The sequence below is a fragment of the Bradyrhizobium sp. cf659 genome, from assembly GCF_900113725.1.
Taxonomy (GTDB): Bacteria; Pseudomonadota; Alphaproteobacteria; order Rhizobiales; family Xanthobacteraceae; genus Bradyrhizobium.
This window is the reverse complement of record NZ_FOQJ01000007.1, coordinates 145,280-163,944: the sequence shown is the minus strand read 5'-3', so window position 1 is coordinate 163,944 and position 18,665 is coordinate 145,280. Positions and strand designations below refer to the sequence as shown.

Annotated in this window: 18 protein-coding genes; 8 read left to right on the top strand and 10 right to left on the bottom strand. The window is 64.5% G+C overall.

Annotated elements, in window-relative coordinates:
- Nucleotides 1-102: 102 nt before the first annotated feature.
- On the top strand, nt 103-486 hold the full coding sequence (locus tag BM118_RS26540) for a DUF1236 domain-containing protein (RefSeq protein ID WP_177234711.1): 384 nt from the start codon (nt 103-105) through the stop codon (nt 484-486).
- Between the two features lie 39 nt (nt 487-525).
- Here BM118_RS26540 and BM118_RS26535 read toward each other — a convergent pair whose 3' ends face one another.
- The 3 genes from BM118_RS26535 to BM118_RS26525 form a co-directional block, all read right to left on the bottom strand.
- Nucleotides 526-903: a VanZ family protein gene (locus tag BM118_RS26535; RefSeq protein ID WP_177234710.1), complete on the bottom strand. Its 378-nt coding sequence runs from the start codon at nt 901-903 to the stop codon at nt 526-528.
- 76 nt (nt 904-979) lie between these two features.
- The gene (locus BM118_RS26530) at nt 980-1,588 is read right to left on the bottom strand and encodes a thiamine pyrophosphate-dependent enzyme (protein WP_092188865.1); all 609 of its coding nucleotides are present in this window, start codon (nt 1,586-1,588) and stop codon (nt 980-982) included.
- 10 nt (nt 1,589-1,598) lie between these two features.
- Nucleotides 1,599-2,150 (bottom strand): thiamine pyrophosphate-binding protein, encoded by a 552-nt coding sequence (locus BM118_RS26525; RefSeq protein WP_177234709.1) that lies wholly within the window; start codon nt 2,148-2,150, stop codon nt 1,599-1,601.
- Between the two features lie 252 nt (nt 2,151-2,402).
- Between BM118_RS26525 and BM118_RS26520 the strand changes: the two genes are divergently transcribed.
- The 3 genes from BM118_RS26520 to BM118_RS41740 all read left to right on the top strand — a co-directional run bounded on the left by BM118_RS26520 (nt 2,403) and on the right by BM118_RS41740 (nt 4,425).
- Nucleotides 2,403-3,452, top strand: a complete 1,050-nt coding sequence (locus BM118_RS26520; protein ID WP_092188861.1) for a hydroxyacid dehydrogenase — start codon at nt 2,403-2,405, stop codon at nt 3,450-3,452.
- A 116-nt stretch (nt 3,453-3,568) separates the two neighbouring features.
- Nucleotides 3,569-4,018, top strand: coding sequence for a flagellar basal body rod protein FlgC (locus tag BM118_RS26515; RefSeq protein WP_092188859.1), 450 nt, complete (start codon nt 3,569-3,571; stop codon nt 4,016-4,018).
- Nucleotides 4,019-4,212: 194 nt separating this feature from the next.
- Nucleotides 4,213-4,425 carry a hypothetical protein gene (locus tag BM118_RS41740; protein ID WP_027546312.1) on the top strand — a complete coding sequence of 71 codons (213 nt, stop codon included), beginning with the start codon at nt 4,213-4,215 and terminating at the stop codon, nt 4,423-4,425.
- A gap of 3 nt (nt 4,426-4,428) precedes the next feature.
- Here BM118_RS41740 and BM118_RS26505 read toward each other — a convergent pair whose 3' ends face one another.
- The 4 genes from BM118_RS26505 to BM118_RS26490 all read right to left on the bottom strand — a co-directional run bounded on the left by BM118_RS26505 (nt 4,429) and on the right by BM118_RS26490 (nt 9,602).
- Nucleotides 4,429-5,001, bottom strand: a complete 573-nt coding sequence (locus BM118_RS26505) for a GNAT family N-acetyltransferase (RefSeq protein ID WP_177234708.1) — start codon at nt 4,999-5,001, stop codon at nt 4,429-4,431.
- Nucleotides 5,002-5,007: 6 nt separating this feature from the next.
- Nucleotides 5,008-7,365 carry an Orn/Lys/Arg family decarboxylase gene (locus BM118_RS26500; protein ID WP_092188855.1) on the bottom strand — a complete coding sequence of 786 codons (2,358 nt, stop codon included), beginning with the start codon at nt 7,363-7,365 and terminating at the stop codon, nt 5,008-5,010.
- Between the two features lie 101 nt (nt 7,366-7,466).
- Nucleotides 7,467-8,783, bottom strand: coding sequence for a hypothetical protein (locus BM118_RS26495; RefSeq protein ID WP_143099527.1), 1,317 nt, complete (start codon nt 8,781-8,783; stop codon nt 7,467-7,469).
- A 339-nt stretch (nt 8,784-9,122) separates the two neighbouring features.
- Nucleotides 9,123-9,602 (bottom strand): Lrp/AsnC family transcriptional regulator, encoded by a 480-nt coding sequence (locus BM118_RS26490; RefSeq protein WP_177234707.1) that lies wholly within the window; start codon nt 9,600-9,602, stop codon nt 9,123-9,125.
- A gap of 141 nt (nt 9,603-9,743) precedes the next feature.
- On the opposite strand from BM118_RS26490, the gene ald reads away from it, so the two are divergent.
- Nucleotides 9,744-10,859: an alanine dehydrogenase gene (ald, locus tag BM118_RS26485; protein ID WP_092188849.1), complete on the top strand. Its 1,116-nt coding sequence runs from the start codon at nt 9,744-9,746 to the stop codon at nt 10,857-10,859.
- A 213-nt stretch (nt 10,860-11,072) separates the two neighbouring features.
- On the opposite strand, the gene BM118_RS26480 is transcribed toward ald, so the two are convergent.
- From BM118_RS26480 to BM118_RS26470, 3 genes are read right to left on the bottom strand one after another with little or no spacing between them, the layout of a single operon-like run.
- Nucleotides 11,073-12,983 (bottom strand): flavin-containing monooxygenase, encoded by a 1,911-nt coding sequence (locus BM118_RS26480; RefSeq protein WP_092188847.1) that lies wholly within the window; start codon nt 12,981-12,983, stop codon nt 11,073-11,075.
- Complete coding sequence (locus BM118_RS26475; protein ID WP_092188845.1) at nt 12,980-13,627, bottom strand: TetR/AcrR family transcriptional regulator; 648 nt, start codon at nt 13,625-13,627, stop codon at nt 12,980-12,982. Before BM118_RS26475 ends, BM118_RS26480 begins: the two co-directional genes overlap by 4 nt.
- On the bottom strand, nt 13,624-15,156 hold the full coding sequence (locus tag BM118_RS26470; protein WP_244550257.1) for an AMP-binding protein: 1,533 nt from the start codon (nt 15,154-15,156) through the stop codon (nt 13,624-13,626). Before BM118_RS26470 ends, BM118_RS26475 begins: the two co-directional genes overlap by 4 nt.
- Nucleotides 15,157-15,285: 129 nt before the next feature.
- Here BM118_RS26470 and BM118_RS26465 point away from each other — a divergent pair, with 129 nt between their 5' ends.
- The 3 genes from BM118_RS26465 (at nt 15,286) to BM118_RS26455 (ending at nt 18,554) form a co-directional block, all read left to right on the top strand.
- A complete protein-coding gene (locus tag BM118_RS26465; protein WP_092188843.1) occupies nt 15,286-16,545 on the top strand; it encodes an ABC transporter substrate-binding protein in 1,260 nt (419 codons plus the stop codon).
- A gap of 90 nt (nt 16,546-16,635) precedes the next feature.
- Nucleotides 16,636-17,538 carry a branched-chain amino acid ABC transporter permease gene (locus tag BM118_RS26460; RefSeq protein ID WP_092188841.1) on the top strand — a complete coding sequence of 301 codons (903 nt, stop codon included), beginning with the start codon at nt 16,636-16,638 and terminating at the stop codon, nt 17,536-17,538.
- A complete protein-coding gene (locus BM118_RS26455; protein ID WP_092188839.1) occupies nt 17,535-18,554 on the top strand; it encodes a branched-chain amino acid ABC transporter permease in 1,020 nt (339 codons plus the stop codon). The genes BM118_RS26460 and BM118_RS26455 overlap by 4 nt, the downstream gene beginning before the upstream one ends.
- The last annotated feature ends 111 nt before the right edge of the window (nt 18,555-18,665 follow it).

The window sequence follows — 18,665 nt, the reverse complement described above, 5'->3', positions numbered from 1 at the left end:
AACACTCTCCAGATTTGGCGTGGCTTTCGTCGCGCGGGAACCGGAACAATGGTCCGTTGCCGCGGGTTGAGAGTGCATGACAATCACTGGAGACATAAGCACATGAAAACCCGTCTTGCGATTTCGTTGGTTGCTGCGTCACTGCTGGCGTCGAGTGCAGCCTTTGCCCAGTCGACGACCGAGGAAGGCGCCAGGAGCGGCGCACGCGCGGGCGGCGATATCGGTGGTCCGGTCGGAGCGATGGTCGGCGGCACCGTCGGTGCGGCTGTCGGCGCCGGCCTGGAAATCCCGAATGCGATCCTGGGCGGAATCCCGCGCGATGACTCCGTCGTGATCCACGAGCGCGTCGTGGTCGGCGAGCCGCTGCCCCCGACCGTGGTGCTGCGTCCCGTACCGAACTACACCGAATATCGCTATGCGGTCGTGAACGACCGCCGCGTGATCGTCGAGCCGCGGACGCGCCGCGTCGTCAAGATCATCGACTGATCGGCATAGGTGTCGAGTGAAAACGGGCCCTGCGGAGCGTCACTCCGCGGGGCCTTCGCTTGTGACGGATATGCTCGGGCGCAGGCGTGTCATGACCCAATCGGCTGCGGCTGCGAGCGCAAAGCCGGCGCAGGCAGTGGCGGCATCGACCAGAAAATCCTCCAGCCGTGCATGGCGCCCCGGCGCCCAGAACTGCATCAGCTCGAGCAGGCCGATCAGGATGACCGAGACGGCCGCCGCTGCCAGGCGTTGCCTCCGATAGGCGAGACCGAACGCCAGCCCGACCAGGATGAAGGCGAGCGCATGCTCGCCGTCCTGGCCGAGGTCGGAATGGGGACGCAGGCCGGGCGGACCGAGCGTTGCGAAAGTGACGGCAGTGGCGAGCAGCCAGGCAAAGGCACGAACCAAAATGGACATCCGCACCGCTTAGCACGGATTTGGCGGGCCTGCCGCGGGCGGAGGATCAGATCGCCGTGTAGTTAATGACGAAACGTTAAAGTGGCTCGCGCACGCCGAGGCCGTGCATGAAACGCTCCCGGATCTGCACGGGATCGCGCCTTGTGGTGCCGACGCCAGGCTTGTCGTCGATGCGGACCGCGATCAGGCTCGGCTCGGAGGCCGACATGGCCTCCTCGACCAGGCGCTCGAAATCCTCCTCGTCGGCAGCCCAGGCGCTGTTGGCGAGCCCCGAGCCGGTGGCGATGGCGACGATGTCGGCCACACTCGCGGCCGGCGTCGGCTGCGCGCCGGTGATCTGGTAGATGCCGTTGTCCATCACGATCATGATCAGGTTCTTCGGCTTCAACATCGCAATCGTCGAGAGCGCGCCGAGCTGCATCAGCAGCGAGCCGTCGCCTTCGAGCGCGAAGACATGGCGCTCGGGCTGCGCCAGCGCCACGCCGAGCGCGATCGGGAAGGCAAGGCCCATGCTGCCGAGCATGTAGAAATTCTGCGGGCGGTGGCCGGCGGCCCAGAGGTCGAAATTGGTATTGCCGATGCCGCCGATCACGGCCTCCTCGTGCTTGAGCTTGGCGATCAGGCGCGAGGTCACGTCGAAGCGGTTCATCACCTTGGTGTTGCGCGTGTTCATGTTTGAACTCATTTGGCGGCGCTCACTTGTCAAAAACCTTGCCGCCGGTGAGCAGCGGGTTGAGGATCAGCGCCACCGGCGCCTGCGTGGTGACGGCCTGCTTGATCGAGCGGTCGGCGATGAATTCGAGCTCGTCGAGCCGGGTGATGGTGTGGTGCTCCAGCGCCAGCGAATCCAGCACCGGGCGCATGGTGCGGCAGACCAGCGACTGGCCGTAGTTGAACTCGCCGAGCGTGCCGCGCTCGGAGACGAACATGATCAGCGGAATCTGGTAGGGCACCGCGAGCGAGGCGAGCACGTTGGCGAGCGTCGCAAAGCCGGAGGTCTGCATCAGGACCGCGCCGCGCCGTCCGCCCATCCAGGCGCCCGAGACGATGCCGACGGCTTCCTCCTCGCGGGCGGTGGCAAAGGTGGTGAAGAAGGGATCGGCATGCAGGTTCTTGATCAGCGGCGTCAGCACGCGGTCGGGCACGTAAGGGATCAGGCTGATCTCGTTCCGCTTCAGGGTTTGCAGGACGATGCCGTGCCAGCTTTTGTCGCTGGACCCCTGTGTCGCCGCTTCCGCAATCGCCATTGCGTTCTCCCTTCGGCCGCGCATGCTTCTTGGTCTTTGCCATTGTCCTGGCCGTCGCGGCGATCTGCCGAACTTGACGCAGGCAGCGGGATTGTCAACATGTCCGGGCCGGCACCGTGATCTGCGCCAGACGGCCTGCCGTGGCCGGCATCGCCATGTCATACGTGGGCAAAGAAAGTGTGGGAGGAAGCACGTAAGGGGGCGCGCGCCGCGCTGGCCTTGGCTGATCCCTGGAGAGCCGGAAGGGTCCTGATGTCGGTCAACAGCAAGCGTGTCGTCTACTCCAATTATTTGGCCAATCCGATCTATATCGACATCCTGAAGGCGCGGCCCGACGTCCGGCTCGATCGCATCGAGAACGCAAGCCCTGAAGATTTCTATGCGCCCATCCTGAGCGCGGCCCATGTCTACCAGATCGGCGCCGCCCGCGACGAGCTCGCCCCGCATTTCCATGTCGATGCCGCCTTCCTGAAGCGCACGCCGAATTTGCTGCTCGTCTCCAGCAATGGCGCGGGCTTCGACCCTGTCGACGTCGAGGCCTGCACGGATGCGGGCGTCGTGGTCGTCAACCAGTCCGGCGGCAACGCCCATTCGGTCGCCGAGCATGCGCTGGCGATGATGCTGACGCTGTCCAAGCGCATCATCCAGTCCGACCGCCGGTTGCGCCGGGAGCGCAACGTCAATCGCAACGAGCTCGCCGGCAACGAGGTCGAGCACAAGACCGTCGGCATCATCGGTCTCGGCAATGTCGGCCGCCGCATCGCCGCGCTGTGCAAGGGCCTGCTTGGCATGAAAGTGCTGGCCTATGACCCGTATTTGTCGGCCGAGGTGATGGCCGAGCGGGGCGGGGAGAAGGTCGAGCTCGACGAGCTCTTGCGCCGCGCCGATTTCGTCTCGATCTCCTGCCCGCTCAACAAGGGCAGCCGCAACATGATCAGCGTGCGCGAATTCGCGCTGATGCAGCCGCATGCCTATTTCATCACCACCGCGCGCGGCTTCATCCACGACGAGGACGCGCTGCTCCAGGCTCTGCGCGACAAGCGCATTGCGGGGGCCGGTCTCGACGTCTGGTCCAAGGAGCCGCCGCCGCCCGAGCATCCGCTGCTCCAGTTCGACAACGTGCTGGCGAGCCCGCACACCGCAGGTGTGACGGCCGAGGCGCGCCAGAACATGGGCCGCATCGCCGCCGAGCAGGTGCTGGATACGCTCGACGGCAAGCGCCCGCCGCGCATCATCAATCCCGAAGTCTGGCCGCGCTACGCCGAGCGCTTCAAGCAGGCTTTCGGCGTGACGCCGGGGTAGGGGGCGCGCGCTTCGATTGCGCTCCAATCATTGGTTACCGCGATGAAAATACACAGCGGCGCATCTTATCGATTGCGTGAGTGAACGCGTATGACTTGTCCTGTAGATGAAAGTCCATGAGCATATTTTCGATTGCGACATCCGGACTTTCTGCAGCGAGTTTGCGCGTGAGCGTGGCCGCGAGCAATATCGCCAATGTTCGCACGACCGGCCCGTTACCTGCGTCAGGCGGATCGAGCACATCGGCCGGTGCGGGCAGTTCGAGCATTGGTCCGACGTTTCCCGCGGCCTATGTGCCGCTGCGCGTCGATCAGGTCTCCCAATCGAGCGGCTCGACGCCGGGCGGTACGATCGCGACCGTGTCGGCAGTTTCGCCGAGCTTTACCGCGCAATCCGATCCAGGCGCTCCCTTCGCAAACCAGGACGGCCTGGTCGCGGCGCCGAATGTCGATCTCGCCGGCGAATTCGTTGAACTGACGACCGCGAAGTACAGCTTCATTGCCAATGCGAAGGTCATTCAAGCCTACTCCGAGACCACAGAGTCGCTGCTCGATATCAAGACGTAATGGTTGATGTCGGCCCGTGCGCCCCGTGTCGCGCGCGCCTTCCGCGAGGCTCAAGGCAGGGCGGGGCGGCTGACGGATCGGACCGGCGCCTGGATCGGCGGCGGGAACCGTTGCCGGCTTTGATCCCCGTCAAAATCCCCTCCCGCATCCGGCCTAAATTGGATTAGAGTGCTGCCGGGGTAGCAGGAGGTCCCATGTCCACTTATGTCGTCAGGTTCATGAAGGACGTGCTCGGTGAGTACGGCAGGCAGATCGAGGTCTGTCAGGGCACGCTCGAGATCGACGCCGCCGACGAGGACGAGGCCAGGGAACGGGCGAAGGCGCGGTTTTGCAAGGACCAGGCGTTGTGTCACTGGTCGCTGCATGCCGATCGCATCCACGTCAAACCGGCTGACTTTCCCTCGTAAGGCTTACCGGCCGGGTGCCGGCGGCGGCGCGGTTGCGCCCGCGCCGAGCGAGCGTTGCACCATGACTGTGTCGGACCAGCGGCCGTGCCGGTAGGCAACGCCGCAGAGCAGGCCGGCGCGCGCGAAGCCGAACTTCTCGTGCAGCGCCAGCGAGGGTGCATTGTCGGCATCGATATAGCCGATCATCTGGCGGAAGCCGGCCGCTGCACAAACATCGACCAGCTCCTGGAGCAATAGCCGTCCGACCCCGCGACCGAGATGCGCGTGGTGGACGTAGATCGAGTGCTTGGCGGTGTAGCGATAGGCCGGGCGCTTGCGGAACAGCACCGCATAGGCGTAGCCGACCACCTCGCCGCGGTAGGTCGCGACCAGATGGGGCAGGCGGGTCTGCTTCAGGTTCTTGCGCCGGTCGCGCAAATCGTCCGGCTCCGGCGCGCCGGTTCCCTCGACGTCGCGCGGCACCCCGTTGCGGACGTGATGGCGGTAGATCGCGAGCATCGCCTCGACATCGCTCTCGCGTGAGGGGCGGACCAGGACCGGCTCGTCATCCGCGCGGATTGCGGCTGTTTCGGTCATCGGCACCTACTCGGCAACCACGTAAGTATAGAGCCCGATGCGGCCATTCGCATCGACCTCCTTGTAGACGCCCTGGATTTCGACGTCGAAGCCCGGGAACGTGTTGAAGCAGATCTCGAACATCTTGAGATAGTCGACCATGGGCTTGGCCCGTTCCGTCAGCCGCTCGCCGGGCACGATGGTGGCGATGCCGGGCGGATAGACCACGAAGGGCGTGGTGGCGATGCGGCCGGCGATCGCCTCGATCGGCAGATAGTCGACGTCGTTGCGGAACAAATAGCGCGCGGCATCGCGGGGCGACATCGCGATCTCAGGCATGTGCTCGGGCATGAACTGCCGCGCCTGGAGCGCGCTGACATCGGCGGCGCGGAAGAAGCGGTGCATCTCGCCGCAGAGGTCGCGCAGCCGCACGCCGGCATAGCGTGCCTGCCGCCGCTGATGGAATTCCGGGATCGCGTCCGCCAGCAACGCATTGTCGTCGTGCAGCCTCTTGAAGGCGACGAGGCCGGAGATCAGCGTGCCGGCCTTGCTCGCCTCGACGCCGGGAGTGAGCAGGAAGAGCAGCGAGTTGAGGTCGTTCTTCTCGGGCACGATGCGGTTTTCGCGCAGATATTGCGCGACCACAGGCGCGGGGATGCCGTGCTCGGCATAGGCGCCGGTGGTGCGATCGAAGCCGGGCGTGAGCAGCGTCAGCTTGTTCGGATCGGTCATGGCAAAGCCTTCCGCAAGATCGGGAAAGCCGTGCCAGCTGGTATCCGGAGAGAGTTGCCACAAGGCGGGATTGGTGGCGAGCTCGTCGGTGGAGAGCGTCTCCCAGGCGACATTGTGGGCGGCGCCGGGACGGCTGACGTCGGGGATGGCGACGCGATCCGGGACGAAGGGCTCGAAGAACCAGCGGCGGTCCGGGTTCTGCTCCTTCTCCTCGAACTCCCGGCGCATTGCGCGGATCTTCTTGCGCAGCTCGATGCCGAGCCGGATCGTGTCGTCCCACAGCACCTCGCCGGAACGCCCCTTCATCATCTGCGCGCCGACGTCGAGCGAGGCGAACAGCGGGTAGAACGGCGAGGTCGAGGCGTGCTGCATGAAGCTTTCGTTGAAGCGGCGGTGCTCGACCCGCCGCTTCTGGCCGCGGATGTGACGGTCCTTGATGTGGATCTGGGAGGCCTGCGAAAAACTCGCGAGCTGCTTGTGGGTCGACTGCGTCGCGATGATGCCCGGCGCCTCGGGGGGAAGATTGGCGAGGCCCATGGCGAAGCGGCCGGTATAGAGCGGGTGGAACTTCATGAAGCCGGCCCAGGCCTCGTCGAACAGGATGTACTCGCAGAGATGGCCGATGCGCTTCAGGATCATCTCGGCGCTGTGGATCGAGCCGTCATAGGTGCACTGTTCGACCACGGCGACGCGGAACGGCCGTTCCTTGCGCCAGGCGTCGCGATCCCCAACCAGCGGATGGTTGCGGATCGCCTCGCGCAGGGCCTTCTCATCGAGCACGTCCCAGCGCATCGGGCCGATCAGGCCCCAGGCGTTGCGAATGGTCGGGACGTAGACCGGGATGCCGCCATTGATCATCAGCGCGCCGTGATGGGCGGCCTTGTGGTTGTTGCGGTCGAACAGCACGAGATCGCCGTCGGTGACGAGCGCGCCGAGCGCGACCTTGTTCGAGGTCGAGGTGCCGTTGAGCACGAAATAGGTCTTCTCCGCGCCGAAAATTTGCGCGGCCTCCTTCTGCGCCTTCAGCGCCGGGCCCTCATGGGTGAGGAGGTCGCCGAGATCGAGCACGGAATTGTCGAGGTCGTCGCGGAACACGGATTCGCCGAGATGCTCGACGAAGACCCGGCCGATCGGGCTTCGATTGTAGAACACGCCGCCATTGTGGCCCGGACAGGTCCAAAGCTGGTTGCCTTCCTCGGCATAGTCCACCAGCGCGCCGAAGAACGGCGTCTTCAGCGTCTCGGCATATTGCTTGAGCCGGCTGATCAGGTTCTTGGCGATGAAGGTCGGCGTCTCCTCGGACAGGAAGACGTAGCCGTCGATGAAGTCGAGCACCTCGACCGGCAAATCCTCGAAGCGCTTGCGCCGGATCAGGAGGATGATCGGGAAGTCGAGGCCGCGGCGCCGCATCAGATTGATCAGCGCCGAGGTCTTGCCCTCCAGGCCCTTCTTGCCCCAGTCCACCACCATGCAGCCGATCGCGGCGTCGGTCTGCACCGCCATCTCCGCGTCCTCCAGCTTGCGGGCCCGGACCACCTCGAAACCGGAGCGCTGGATCTCCTCGATGATCTGGTTGAAGCGGACGCCTTCGAGGTCGTCGGCGTCGAACACGGGTGCGGCGAACAGGAAGTTGAAGCGCTTGAAATAGTCCATGGCGGGTCCCGAAGCTGCGAGGCTCACAGCTCTCGGCACATTCGATGACAATTGGATGACAGCGGCCGCGGTCCGCGTTTTCGCCTCTCCCCGCGGTCGCTTCAAGCGGCAAGTAAATAGATGGCCCAGAAAGCGATCGCGCCGACGGCGAATGTCGTCGGAGAGAATGCAACTGAATCGGGCTGCTCCGGGTCTTTCGCTTTGCGGTACGTGTAAAGAGCGAGCTGCAGCAGAATCCAGCCATTCCCAATGACCGCCGGACCCATCAACGGCGCTGCAATGCCGTAATAGCTCAGATAGGCAATCACGCCATTGATCTGCGCGGCGATGGCGACTACGGAGAAGCGCGGCTTAAGGCAGGCCAGTATGATCGCCATGACTTCAAACGCGTAGAAATATCGGTCGTGCATTTTCGGCAGCACGAATGGCATCAAGAGCAGAGACACGGCTGCGGCTGCGACCAGATTTTCGAGCTTGCGCAGGTCTTTCGCCCGCGCGGCAACGATTGAGAATACGAGCCCGGCCGCCGCTGAAATGGCCATTCCGGCGGCTACACCGGGTCCATAGAACCGGTTTGGCACGAGCAACCAAATGTTTGCTGCGTTCATTGACAGCCGGGCGTAGGTTTCAGCCTGACTGAAATAGACCGTCAGGATGTCGGAGAGCGGTTGGCCAAGCAGCCAGGCGGGAGCCGCGACGGCGAGATAAACAATCGGAATCGTTGCAAGCCAAAGCCAATGGATCGTTCGCCTCAGCACGAGCGCGAAGATCAAGGGCGAAAGGAATATTGCCTGGGCCTTGACAGAAAATCCGACGGCGAATGAAACGAGACCGGCCCGAGGTCTGTCTCGGGAAATGAAATATACCGATAGCAAAATGAAGAACGTCCAGATCGCGTCGGACTGCCCCCAGACCGCACCGTTGAACAGAACGGTCGGTGCTAGCCAGACGGCCGCAAAGGCAACGGATGGACTGTAGATACGTTCTTTGTCGGACGCGACCAGGCGTGCTGCCATCAGCGCGCAGCCGAATTCGAAGATGAAAGAAATTCCCTTGATCAGGTGCCATGGTTCGAACAGCCCATGGAACGCGGTCGCCGCAACCAAAAGGTAGCTGTAAAACGGGGTGTAATCCGTGAATGTGTGCCCGAGACTGGCAAGACCGCGGCTGTGCGCGAATTCATACCAGGGCAGCAGGAACTCGGTCGTATCGTCGGTCACCTGATCGAGGGCTGCATATCGGCAGGCGAGGCCTGCAATAAAGCTGGCTGTGACGATCGTCCGGGCTAGCCATGCCACAGCCATGTGGATACGTGCCTGTGAGCCATAGGCGCCCAGGAGGAACCACCGATCCATCAGGCATGAGAACGTGGCCGGCGTTTCGTTTGGAGAAAGCTGCGTCTTGGAATGAAGTGCCACAATTCGTGCCCCTGCACGCCGGTGGGAGCCCCTCCGGCAAAACGATCTTAAGTTGCAATGATAAGCGAATAGCTCTGAGCTACCCCAACCTCATTGGGCAAATACAACTTAGGGTAAAGTGAAACTTAACGTGCATTCCGGATCGGGCACCAGCCAGCTTGGTGCCATCTCACGATCCCGCGCCAGCCCAATCGGGACATGACGTGCCCGAAGAGAGTTCGAGCTCCTGATTTCCGGATTCGTCGAGTCGCGCGGGTAAGCTGGCTGATTTGGATGGAGCCGATGCAACCCGACTGCGGCGCGGGATGGCCTTTGCGGCGTTCGCGGGCGAGGGAACCGCTACCGCTTGGCCTCGCTGAACACCACGGTCGGCACGGCGCGGTTGACGACGTCGCGCAGCGCGAAGCTCGATTGCACCCGCGCGACGCGCGGCAGGCGCGACAGTTCGGTACGGTGGATGCGCTCGAAATCCTGGATGTCGCGGGCGAGCACGATCAGGATGTAGTCGTCGGTGCCCGACATCAGGAAGCAGCGCACGACGGAGGGGCATTTCACCACCTCCGCCTCGAACGCCTTCAGCGCCTCGTCGCTCTGGCTCTCCAGCGCAATGCGCACCAGCACCGTCGTGGTGAGGCCGAACTGGGTCAGGTCGAGCGCAGCCTGATAGCCCTGGATGTAGCCGTCGTCCTCCAGCGCCTTCTGGCGTCGCGCCAGCGCCGTGCTCGATAGCCCGACCTTGTTGGCGAGCTCGGTGTGGCTGGCCCGTGCATTGGTCGTGAGTTCCGCGAGGATGGCGAGGTCTTTCCGGTCGAGGGCCAATGTTTTGTTTCCAGCGTGAAAGGATGTTTCCGCGCCGGAAACCGGCGCGGAGAGGGCGAAACTAGCTGATATTTGCACGAAACCAAACTGGACCCGTCGCTACGATGACGAGGTGAATCAAAACGTTGGAAGGATCCCAAGATGCGTGTCGGCGTGCCCAAGGAGATCAAGGTGCAGGAATATCGCGTCGGGCTCACCCCGGGCGCCGTTCGCGAATATGTCGCGGCGGGGCACCAGGTGACGGTCGAGACCGGCGCCGGCAGCGGCATCGGCGCTTCGGACGACGTGTATCGGCGGGCAGGGGCCGCGATTGCCGGGAGCGCCCGCGACGTCTTCGCCAAGTCCGACATGATCGTGAAGGTGAAGGAGCCGCAGAAGAGCGAATGGGCCCAGCTCCGCGAAGGTCAGATCCTGTTCACCTATCTCCATCTTGCGCCGGATCCCGAGCAGGCCAAGGGTTTGCTCGCCTCCGGCTGTACGGCGATCGCCTATGAAACCGTCACCGACGCGGCCGGCCACCTCCCCTTGCTTGCGCCGATGAGCGAAGTCGCCGGCCGTCTCGCCATCGAGGCCGCGGGCGCCGCGCTCAGGCGATCGGCCGGCGGTCGCGGGCTGCTGCTCGGCGGCGTGCCCGGCGTGCAGCCGGCGCGGGTCGTCGTGCTCGGCGGCGGCGTGGTGGGAACGCAGGCGGCGCGCATGGCCGCGGGCCTTGGCGCGGAGGTCACCGTGATCGACCGCTCGATACCCCGGCTGCGCCAACTGGATGATGTCTTTCTCGGACGGGTGCGCACCCGCTTTTCAACCATCGAGGCGGTCGAGGAGGAGGTATTTTCCGCGGACGTCGTGATCGGTGCGGTCCTGGTGCCGGGCGCCAGCGCGCCCAAACTCGTCACGCGCGCGATGCTCAAATCGATGCGGCCGGGCGCGGTGCTGGTCGATGTCGCAATCGACCAGGGCGGCTGTTTCGAGACCTCGCATGCGACCACGCACACGGACCCGACCTACGAGGTCGACGGCATCGTGCACTATTGCGTCGCCAACATGCCGGGCGCGGTGCCGGTGACGTCCAGCCAGGCGCTGAACAACGCGACGCTGCCGTTCGGCCTGATGCTCGCGAACAAGGGCTTTGCGGCGGTGCTGGAAAATCCGCACCTGCGCAACGGCCTCAACGTCCACCGCGGCCGCATCACCAACAAGGCGGTGGCGGAAAGCCTCGGGCTGGAATTCGCGCCGGTGGAAAGCGGGCTGGCGGCGTAAGGCGAGGCCGGTTCACGCGCGGATGTTTTCTTCCCTTCTCCCCTTGTGGGAGAAGGTGGCGCGAAGCGCCGGATGAGGGGTTCTATCCACCCGCACTACCGTTCGTGGGGATAGAACCCCTCACCCGGCCTCGCTTCGCGAAGCCACCCTCTCCCACAAGGGGAGAGGGTGCACCGTCATCGCGGCACGATCAACGTCTCAAGGTCCCAGCGCTTAGGCCTTCGTCAGCCTGTACTGCCCCAGATCCGGGTCATGCGTCATGCGCCAGTAATCCACGAACCGCCACGGCATCGCCGAGAACACGCGGCCGCTCGAGTTGCGATAGTAGGTCGTCATGCCGGGATGGGTCCAGATCATGGCCTCGTGCTCGGCGTCGACCTTGCCGACGTAGTCGGCGAGCACGTCCGGACGGACGTCGATGGCGGCGACGTCGCGCTCGATCATGTCGGCGAGACACGCCGAGATGTAGCGGCTCTGGCACTCCGACTGGAAGATGACGCTGCCGCCATGCGCCGGACCCGAGTTCGGGCCGAGCATGCAGAAGAAGTTGGGGAAATCAGGCACGGTGAGACCGAGGAACGCGGTCGGGTTGTCGTTGCCCCAGGCCTCGCGCAAATTCTTGCCGTTGCGCCCGCTGATGTTGAGGCGCGCCGCCATCTCCGTGACCTTGAAGCCGGTTGCGACCACGATGATATCTGCGGGGCGGTGCTTGCCGTCTGCGGTGACGATGCCGCTCTGGTCGAAACGGTCGATTGCGTCGGTGACGAGCTCGACATTGTCCCGCCTCAAGGTCCTGAACCAGTTGTTGTCGAGCAGGATGCGCTTGCCGTAAGGAGGATAGGTCGGCACGCATTTTTCGATCAAGTCCGGCCGGTCCTTCAGCTCGGTGAGGATGAAGTCGGTCAGCTCCTGCCGGTGCCGGTCGTTGCCCTTGTTGACGGCGCGCTCCGGATGCGGCCAGGCCGGGTCCTTGCGCAGGAACGGCAGGAGGCCGTCGCCGTAGCGCCAGAACATGTTGAAGCGATACCACTGCACATAGAACGGCAGATGCGCGAGCAGCCAGCGCGCGCCCGCGCTGATCGGGTCGGAATAGCCCTTCACCGGCCGCGCCCATTGCGCGCTGCGCTGATAGACGGTGACCGAGGCGACGCGGCCGGCAATCGCCGGCACCAGCTGCATCGACGTCGCGCCGGTGCCGATCACGGCGACATGCTTGCCGTCGAGATCGATATCGCCGGACCATAGCGCCGAATGCAGGATCGTGCCCTTGAAGTCCTCTTCGCCCTTGAAGTGCGCGCGGGAGGGATCGTTAAGCTGGCCGATGGCCGAGACCAGCGCGGTGGACTCGAAGGTCTCTTCGCCGTTCCCGGTCTTCAGCGTCGAGATCCAGCGCTTCTTGCCTTCGTCCCAGCGTGATGAGGTCAGCTCGGTGTTGACGCGCAGATGCTTGCGGATGCCGTATTCATCGGCGACCTTCAGGAGATAGCCGAGCAGCTCCTCGCGCTGGCAGAAGTACCGCGTCCATGCGTTGCGCGAGCCGAACGAATACGAATAGGAGTGGTTCGGCGTATCGACGCCGCAGCCGGGATAGCGGTTGATCCACCAGGTGCCGCCGAGCTCGTCATTCTTCTCGACGATGGTGTAGGGGATGCCGAGATGGCCGAGCGCCACGCCGAGCGCGATGGCGCAGACGCCGGCGCCGACGATCAGAACGTGCTGTTCCGCGAGCTTGTCGTCGGAAGGACGCGTCGTCCACCGCGTCTCGCGCGGCACAAAGCCCATCTCCTCGCGCATCAGGGGTGCATATTCCGGCGCGACATGCTCGCCGAGGCAGGCGCGCATCATCTTCAGGAGCAGCTCTTCGCCGGGGTCGGTAATGACAGGCTTCGGCGTACCATTGGCGAAGAGCCTGACGACCGCGGCGCGGATTTCGTCCTGGATCTCCTGGGGCACGCCGGCTTCGGGATCGGGAATGAGGCGGATGTCGCGCTTGGGCAGGTACGGAGGCTCGAGCCAGCGCGCATCGCCGGTCATGTGCACCAGCACCATCAGGAGGCAGCGGATGTCGCCTTCGGCGATCGCGGAGGCGATATCGAGCGGCTGGTGGGGAGATGCGATGTTCATGGCGTTTCCCGATCTCCGGATGAACTGAACAGGCCGCGCGTCATCAGCTTGCGATAGGCGGAGATGACGTGGTCGGGCACGGCGGTGACGCCGCCTCCCGAATAGGAGTAGCGGCGGCTGAGATAACCTCGCGAGCCCATCAGCATGTGGACGATCGCCTCGAACTCCTCGTCGCTGTAATCCTCGATCGCACCCGCAAGGCGGGCGCGGCGCAGGATGCGGACATAGGCGACCGAGATGTTGTCGAGATGCTTCTGGTAGCCGTGAGGTGCAAAGAACTCGGCCTCGTTGAGGATGCGCAAGAACTCCGGCACCTCGCGGATGAAGTCGAAGAAGGCGGAGAAGCGCTCGATCTCCTGCCGCGCCGCATCCGCCGTGCCGGTGCGGGCGCGGATGAACTCGACCATGTCGAGACCGATCTTGGGCAGCAGCTGGTCGAGCAGCTCCTGGCGGTTCTCGAAATGATTGTAGAAGGTGCCTTGCGCGACGCCGGCCTGCTCGGTGATGCGGGCGACGGAGGCTTCGGCATAACCGTGCTTGCCGACGACCTTTGTCGCTGCGTCAAATATCTTCTGCTTGGTCCAGGCGTTGCGCTCGACGCGGTTGAGCTTCGTCACTTTCGCCGCGGTGTCTGCTTGCGTCATTCAGAGGTCTCCAGCTCGGCGCGCAGCACGCGCTTGAGGATCTTTCCGCTCGGGTTGCGGGGCAGGCTGTCGCGGATGACGAGCTGCTTCGGCACCTTGAAGCTCGCAAGGCGCGCGCGGCAATGTTCGGTGAGGGCAGGGAGTTCGAGAGTCGCGCCTTCCGCCAGCACGACGATGGCGACGGGCCGCTCGCCCCAGCGCGGATCGCGCAGGCCAATCACCGCGACCTCGCGCACCTCTGGTAGCTCGTAGATGACGCGCTCGACCTCGGAGGAGGCGATGTTCTCGCCGCCGGAGATGATCACGTCCTTCTTGCGGTCGGTGAGGTAGAGGAAGCCGTCGTCGTCGAGATAGCCGACGTCGCCGCTGCGGAACCAGTCGCCGAAGAAAGCCGCGGCCGTCTTCTCCGGATCCCTCCAGTAGCCGCGCGTGATCTTCGGTCCGCGCAGGCAGATCTCGCCGTTGACGTTGGGCGGCAGCGTCCTGCCGTCCTCGTCGCGGATCTCGATCCCGACATGGGCGATGGCGCGCCCGGTCGAGCCGATCTTCTCGATTTCGCGGCCGGCCTCCATGAAGGTGTCGCCGCCGACGGTCTCGGTGAGGCCATAGGCGTCGATGTAGCGCGCGTTGCGGAAGTATTCGGAGAAGGCGCGGATGCGCAGCTCCGGCGTCTTCTCGCCGCCGCCGATCGCCCATGTCAGGCTCGACACGTCGTAGCGATCGCGGGTCGGGCAGGTCAGCATCGCGGTGGTCATCACAGGCGCGAACCAGGCGGCGTTGAGCCTGTCCTCCGCGATTGCCGCAAGCGCGGTCTCCGGTTCGAAATTGCGCTCAATGCGGATGAAGCCGCCATGCCAGAGCACGGCGATGCCGGGCAGGTCGAGCGCGCCGACGTGATAGAGCGGACCGACGACGAGAAGGCGCGTCTCGGTGCCAAGACCCAGCGCGATGGTCTGGTCTGCCGACTTCCAGTAGAAATTATCGTAAGACAGCATCACGCCCTTGGGGCGATCGGTCGTGCCCGAGGTGTACATCAGCCGCATCAGGTCGGACGGCGCGCGGACATGCATCGGCGCGGCGGTTGCGCCATCCGCGAGATGCGTGACGCTCTGCTGCGCGGCCTCGTCGAGCGCGACGATCTTCGTGCCGGCTGCGTTCGCAGCCAATTCCTCGTCGACGATCAACAGGCGCGCACCGGCATTGCCGGCGATGTAGCCGACCTCGTCGCGGGAGAGGCGGAAGTTGATCGGCAGGAACACCGCGCCGAGATGGCTGGTGGCGAACACCAGCTCCAGGAACGCCGCGCTGTTCTTCATCAGCACAGCCACGACATCGCCGGCGCCGATGCCTTGTGAGGCGAGCCAGCCCGCCACCTTGCGGATGCGCGTGTCGAAGGCGGCATAGGAGATCTCCTCGCCGCGATATTTCAGCGCAGGCCGGTCCGGCGTGCGCCGGGCATGAAAGGCGATGAAGCTCGACAGGTTGATCATTGTGCGGGTTTGGCCGGTCGCCGGCCTCATTTCCTCCATTTATGAATTCTGACTCATAATTCATGTTTGTTGACGTCACCCCCTGCCTCTGAAATTGTTGGGAACACGGAGACGAGACGATCTCCGACAGGGATTTGGACACGCCGACCCGACAGAGGGAGGGAAAAAATGACGGGAACCCGCGGACCGGGCATCAGCCGCCGTTCAACACTGGCGCTGATGGGCGCCGGTGCGATGAGTGTTGCCGCACCCTGGGTGGCGCGCGCCCAGGCCAAGGCTATCAAGGTCGGCATGCCGACGATTCTGTCGGGCCGCGTGGCGCAGCTCGGCACGTCCTCGCGCAACGCGGTGATGCTCGAGGTCGACAAGGTCAATGCCGCCGGCGGCCTTGCCGGCCGCCCAATCGAGATGGTGATCCGCGACTCCAAGGGCCAGCCGCAGGAGGCCGCGCGCGTCTCGCGAGAACTCGTCAACACCGACGGCTGCGAGCTGCTGATCGATGCCGAAGCCTCGTCCGGCGCCTTCGCGGTGCACGAGGTCGCGCGTGATCTCGGCGTGTTCTGCATCCACACCAATTCGGAAACCTCGGCGCTGACCGCGGACCCCAAGCAGCATATTCCCAATGCCTTCCGCACCGCGCGGCAGGGCGTGCACGACTCCATCGTCGGCGGCAGCTATGCCGCAGCGATCGCCAAGGCCAAGGGCCTGAAGAAATGGGCGACCTGCTCGCCGGACTATGCCTATGGCCGCGACACCACCGGCGAGTTCACGCTGTACCTGAAACGCTTTGCACCTGATGTCGAGATCATCAGCGAGTCCTGGCCAAAGCTGTTCCAGCCCGACTACACCGAAGTGGTGACCAAGATCCTGCAGGCGAAGCCGCAGGCGCTGTACTCCTGCCTGTGGGGCGGCGATCTTACGTCCTACATCGACCAGGCCAACATCTACGCGATGTTCAGCCAGATGGAGGTGTTCGCGGTCAACATGGCCGACTACACCGCGCTCACGGTGGTGAAGAACCTGCCCAAGGGCATCCACTCCGGCAACCGCTACATCAAGACGTTCCCGACGACGCCGGAGAACGCCGCGTGGGGCGATGCCTACAAGGCGAAGTACAACGAATATCCGACCAATTGGTCGTGGGAGAACGCGACCGCGGTCATGCTGATGGCAGAAGCCGCGAAGAAGGCGAACTCCGCTGACGGCAAGAAGATCGCTGAAGCACTGGCGGGTCTTACGATCAAGTGCCCGTTCGGCGCCGACGGCACCGTGACGATGCGCGCCGAGGACCACACACTCGTCGGCTACGCCATCGGCTGGGGCACCACGATCCCGCAGGAGCCCTATGTCCCCGAGGTCAAGGCCGGCGACTGGAAGACCATCTTCGAGCTCGAGGCCGAGTGGAAGAAGAGCAAGGGCTACACCTGATCGCGCGCGCGGCGGAGACGGCCGACCGTCTCCGCCATTTTCGTTTGGTTCTCCGCGCCGTATCAGGCGCGCCGCAATGAAAGTGCTCCCGTGGATCTCGATGCGCTTGCCGGCTGCCTCTCCAGCTCCGCCTGCCTGGTGACGCAAACCACCAGCGGCCTCATCATCGGCATGCTGCTGTTCCTGGTCGCGGTCGGGCTGACCTTGATCTTCGGCGTGCTGAAGGTCGTCAATTTCAGCCACGGCGCCTTCTACATGTTTGGCGCCTATTTTGCGATGACGGCCTATCACCTCACTGAAAGCTTCGCGCTGGCGATGCTGGCGGGCGCGGCCGGCACCGCCATTCTCGGCCTGATCTTCGAGCGCGTCTTCATGAGCCGCGTCTATGGCGCGGACGTCTTGATGCAGCTTCTGGTCTGCTACGCCTTCGTGCTGATTTTCGACGACGTCGTGCGGATCATCTGGGGACCTGAATTCAAGTCGATGGGCATGCCCGCCGCGTTCCAGGTGATGCCGCTGTTCATCGCCGGCGGCGTGGTGCCGCCTTATTACCTGCTGTTGATCGGCATCGCGCTGGTCGCGGCCATCGTGCTCGGCATCGGGCTGTCGCGCAGCCGTATCGGCAAGGTGATCCGCGCCGCCGCGCACAATCCCGGCATGGTCTCCGCGCTCGGCATCAACACCGGTCTGATCTACGGCGGCGTGTTCGCGCTCGGCGGCATGCTGGCGGGGCTTGCCGGCGCGCTTGCGGCGCCGGTGCGCTCGCTGACCCCCGGCATGGGATTTTCGGTGCTGATCGAATCCTTCATCGTCACCGTGATCGGTGGCATGGGCTCGATTTTGGGCGCGCTGATCGGCGCGCTGCTGCTCGGCCTGATCCGCTCGTTCGGCTCGCTCGGCTTTCCCCTGTTCACGGAAGGCCTGATGTACCTGTTCATGGTGATCGTGCTGGTCTCCAAGCCCACCGGCCTGTTCGGCAAGGAGGCGGCATGACCGAGCTAGAGGCCGGGCGCGCCGAGACGCTGGCGCCGGTGCGCAGCGGCGCGGCGCTTCATCGCTATCGCGACGTCCTGATCGCGCTGGTCGCCTTCGCGGTGCTGGCGAGCCTGCCGCTATTGTCGGGCAGCAAGGCGCTGCTCGATTTCGTCATCCGCTGCTCGGCCTATGGCCTGTTCGCGACCTCGCTCAACCTCCTGGTCGGCTACACCGGGCTGACCTCGTTCGGCCATGGCATGTTCTTCGGCCTTGGCGCCTACAGCTTCGGCCTGATCATGCAGAAGATCGGCCTGCCGATTCCGGTCGCCTTCGTCGCGACGCTGGCGATCACGGCGCTCATCGCCGCGGTGATCGGCGCGATCTGCGTGCGGCTGAAGGAGATCTATTTCGCCTTCGTCACGCTGGCGTTCCAGATGCTGATCCACTCGACGATCCTGTCCTGGGCCTCCTTCACCGGCGGTGACCAGGGCCTGCGCGGGGGCATTCCGCGCCCCGCGTTCCTCGGCATCGATCTGTCCAACCACGTCCATCTCTATGTCACGAGCTGCGCGCTTCTCGTCCTCGGCCTGCTCGCGATGCGCCAGATCGCGCAGTCGCCGTTCGGCTACACGCTGCGCATGATCCGCGACAATGCCGCGCGCGCGAGCTTCCTCGGCATCGACGTCTGGCGCGCAAAGCTCACCGTGTTCGTGCTGGCGGCGCTGTTCGCGGCGATGGGCGGCATGGTGATGGCGCTGTTCGTCTCCGGCGCCTATCCGGAATTCGCCTATTGGACCATCTCGGGCGAGGGCATCTTCATCAACATGCTCGGCGGCGTCTCGACCTTCCTCGGGCCGATGGTCGGCACCGTATTGCTGCTGCTGCTCAACGACACCGTGACGCGGTTCACCGAGTACCACGGCATCGTGCTCGGCGTCGTCATCCTGTTCTTCGCGCTGGGCCTGCGCAAAGGCCTGCTCGATTTCGTCGCCGACTGGTTTACGCAGCGGCGCGAGACGGGCGAGGGGCGCTAGCGATGCCAGGTGTATCCATTGGGCGGTCATTCCGGGGCGCACGAAGTGCGAACCCGGAATCTCGAGATTCCGGGTCTGGTCCTGACGGACCATCCCGGAATGACGATGCCA

Excerpts from the sequence above, each read along its gene's own strand:
- BM118_RS41740 (WP_027546312.1), top strand. The coding sequence starts at position 4,213 with ATGTCCACTTATGTCGTCAGGTTCATGAAGGACGTGCTCGGTGAGTAC.
- ald (WP_092188849.1), top strand. The coding sequence starts at position 9,744 with ATGCGTGTCGGCGTGCCCAAGGAGATCAAGGTGCAGGAATATCGCGTC.
- BM118_RS26475 (WP_092188845.1), bottom strand. The coding sequence starts at position 13,627 with ATGACGCAAGCAGACACCGCGGCGAAAGTGACGAAGCTCAACCGCGTC.
- BM118_RS26525 (WP_177234709.1), bottom strand. The coding sequence starts at position 2,150 with ATGGCGATTGCGGAAGCGGCGACACAGGGGTCCAGCGACAAAAGCTGG.
- BM118_RS26535 (WP_177234710.1), bottom strand. The coding sequence starts at position 903 with ATGTCCATTTTGGTTCGTGCCTTTGCCTGGCTGCTCGCCACTGCCGTC.
- BM118_RS26470 (WP_244550257.1), bottom strand. The coding sequence starts at position 15,156 with ATGGAGGAAATGAGGCCGGCGACCGGCCAAACCCGCACAATGATCAAC.
- BM118_RS26500 (WP_092188855.1), bottom strand. The coding sequence starts at position 7,365 with ATGGACTATTTCAAGCGCTTCAACTTCCTGTTCGCCGCACCCGTGTTC.
- BM118_RS26530 (WP_092188865.1), bottom strand. The coding sequence starts at position 1,588 with ATGAGTTCAAACATGAACACGCGCAACACCAAGGTGATGAACCGCTTC.
- BM118_RS26540 (WP_177234711.1), top strand. The coding sequence starts at position 103 with ATGAAAACCCGTCTTGCGATTTCGTTGGTTGCTGCGTCACTGCTGGCG.
- BM118_RS26515 (WP_092188859.1), top strand. The coding sequence starts at position 3,569 with ATGAGCATATTTTCGATTGCGACATCCGGACTTTCTGCAGCGAGTTTG.
- BM118_RS26520 (WP_092188861.1), top strand. The coding sequence starts at position 2,403 with ATGTCGGTCAACAGCAAGCGTGTCGTCTACTCCAATTATTTGGCCAAT.
- BM118_RS26455 (WP_092188839.1), top strand. The coding sequence starts at position 17,535 with ATGACCGAGCTAGAGGCCGGGCGCGCCGAGACGCTGGCGCCGGTGCGC.
- BM118_RS26465 (WP_092188843.1), top strand. The coding sequence starts at position 15,286 with ATGACGGGAACCCGCGGACCGGGCATCAGCCGCCGTTCAACACTGGCG.
- BM118_RS26480 (WP_092188847.1), bottom strand. The coding sequence starts at position 12,983 with ATGAACATCGCATCTCCCCACCAGCCGCTCGATATCGCCTCCGCGATC.
- BM118_RS26505 (WP_177234708.1), bottom strand. The coding sequence starts at position 5,001 with ATGACCGAAACAGCCGCAATCCGCGCGGATGACGAGCCGGTCCTGGTC.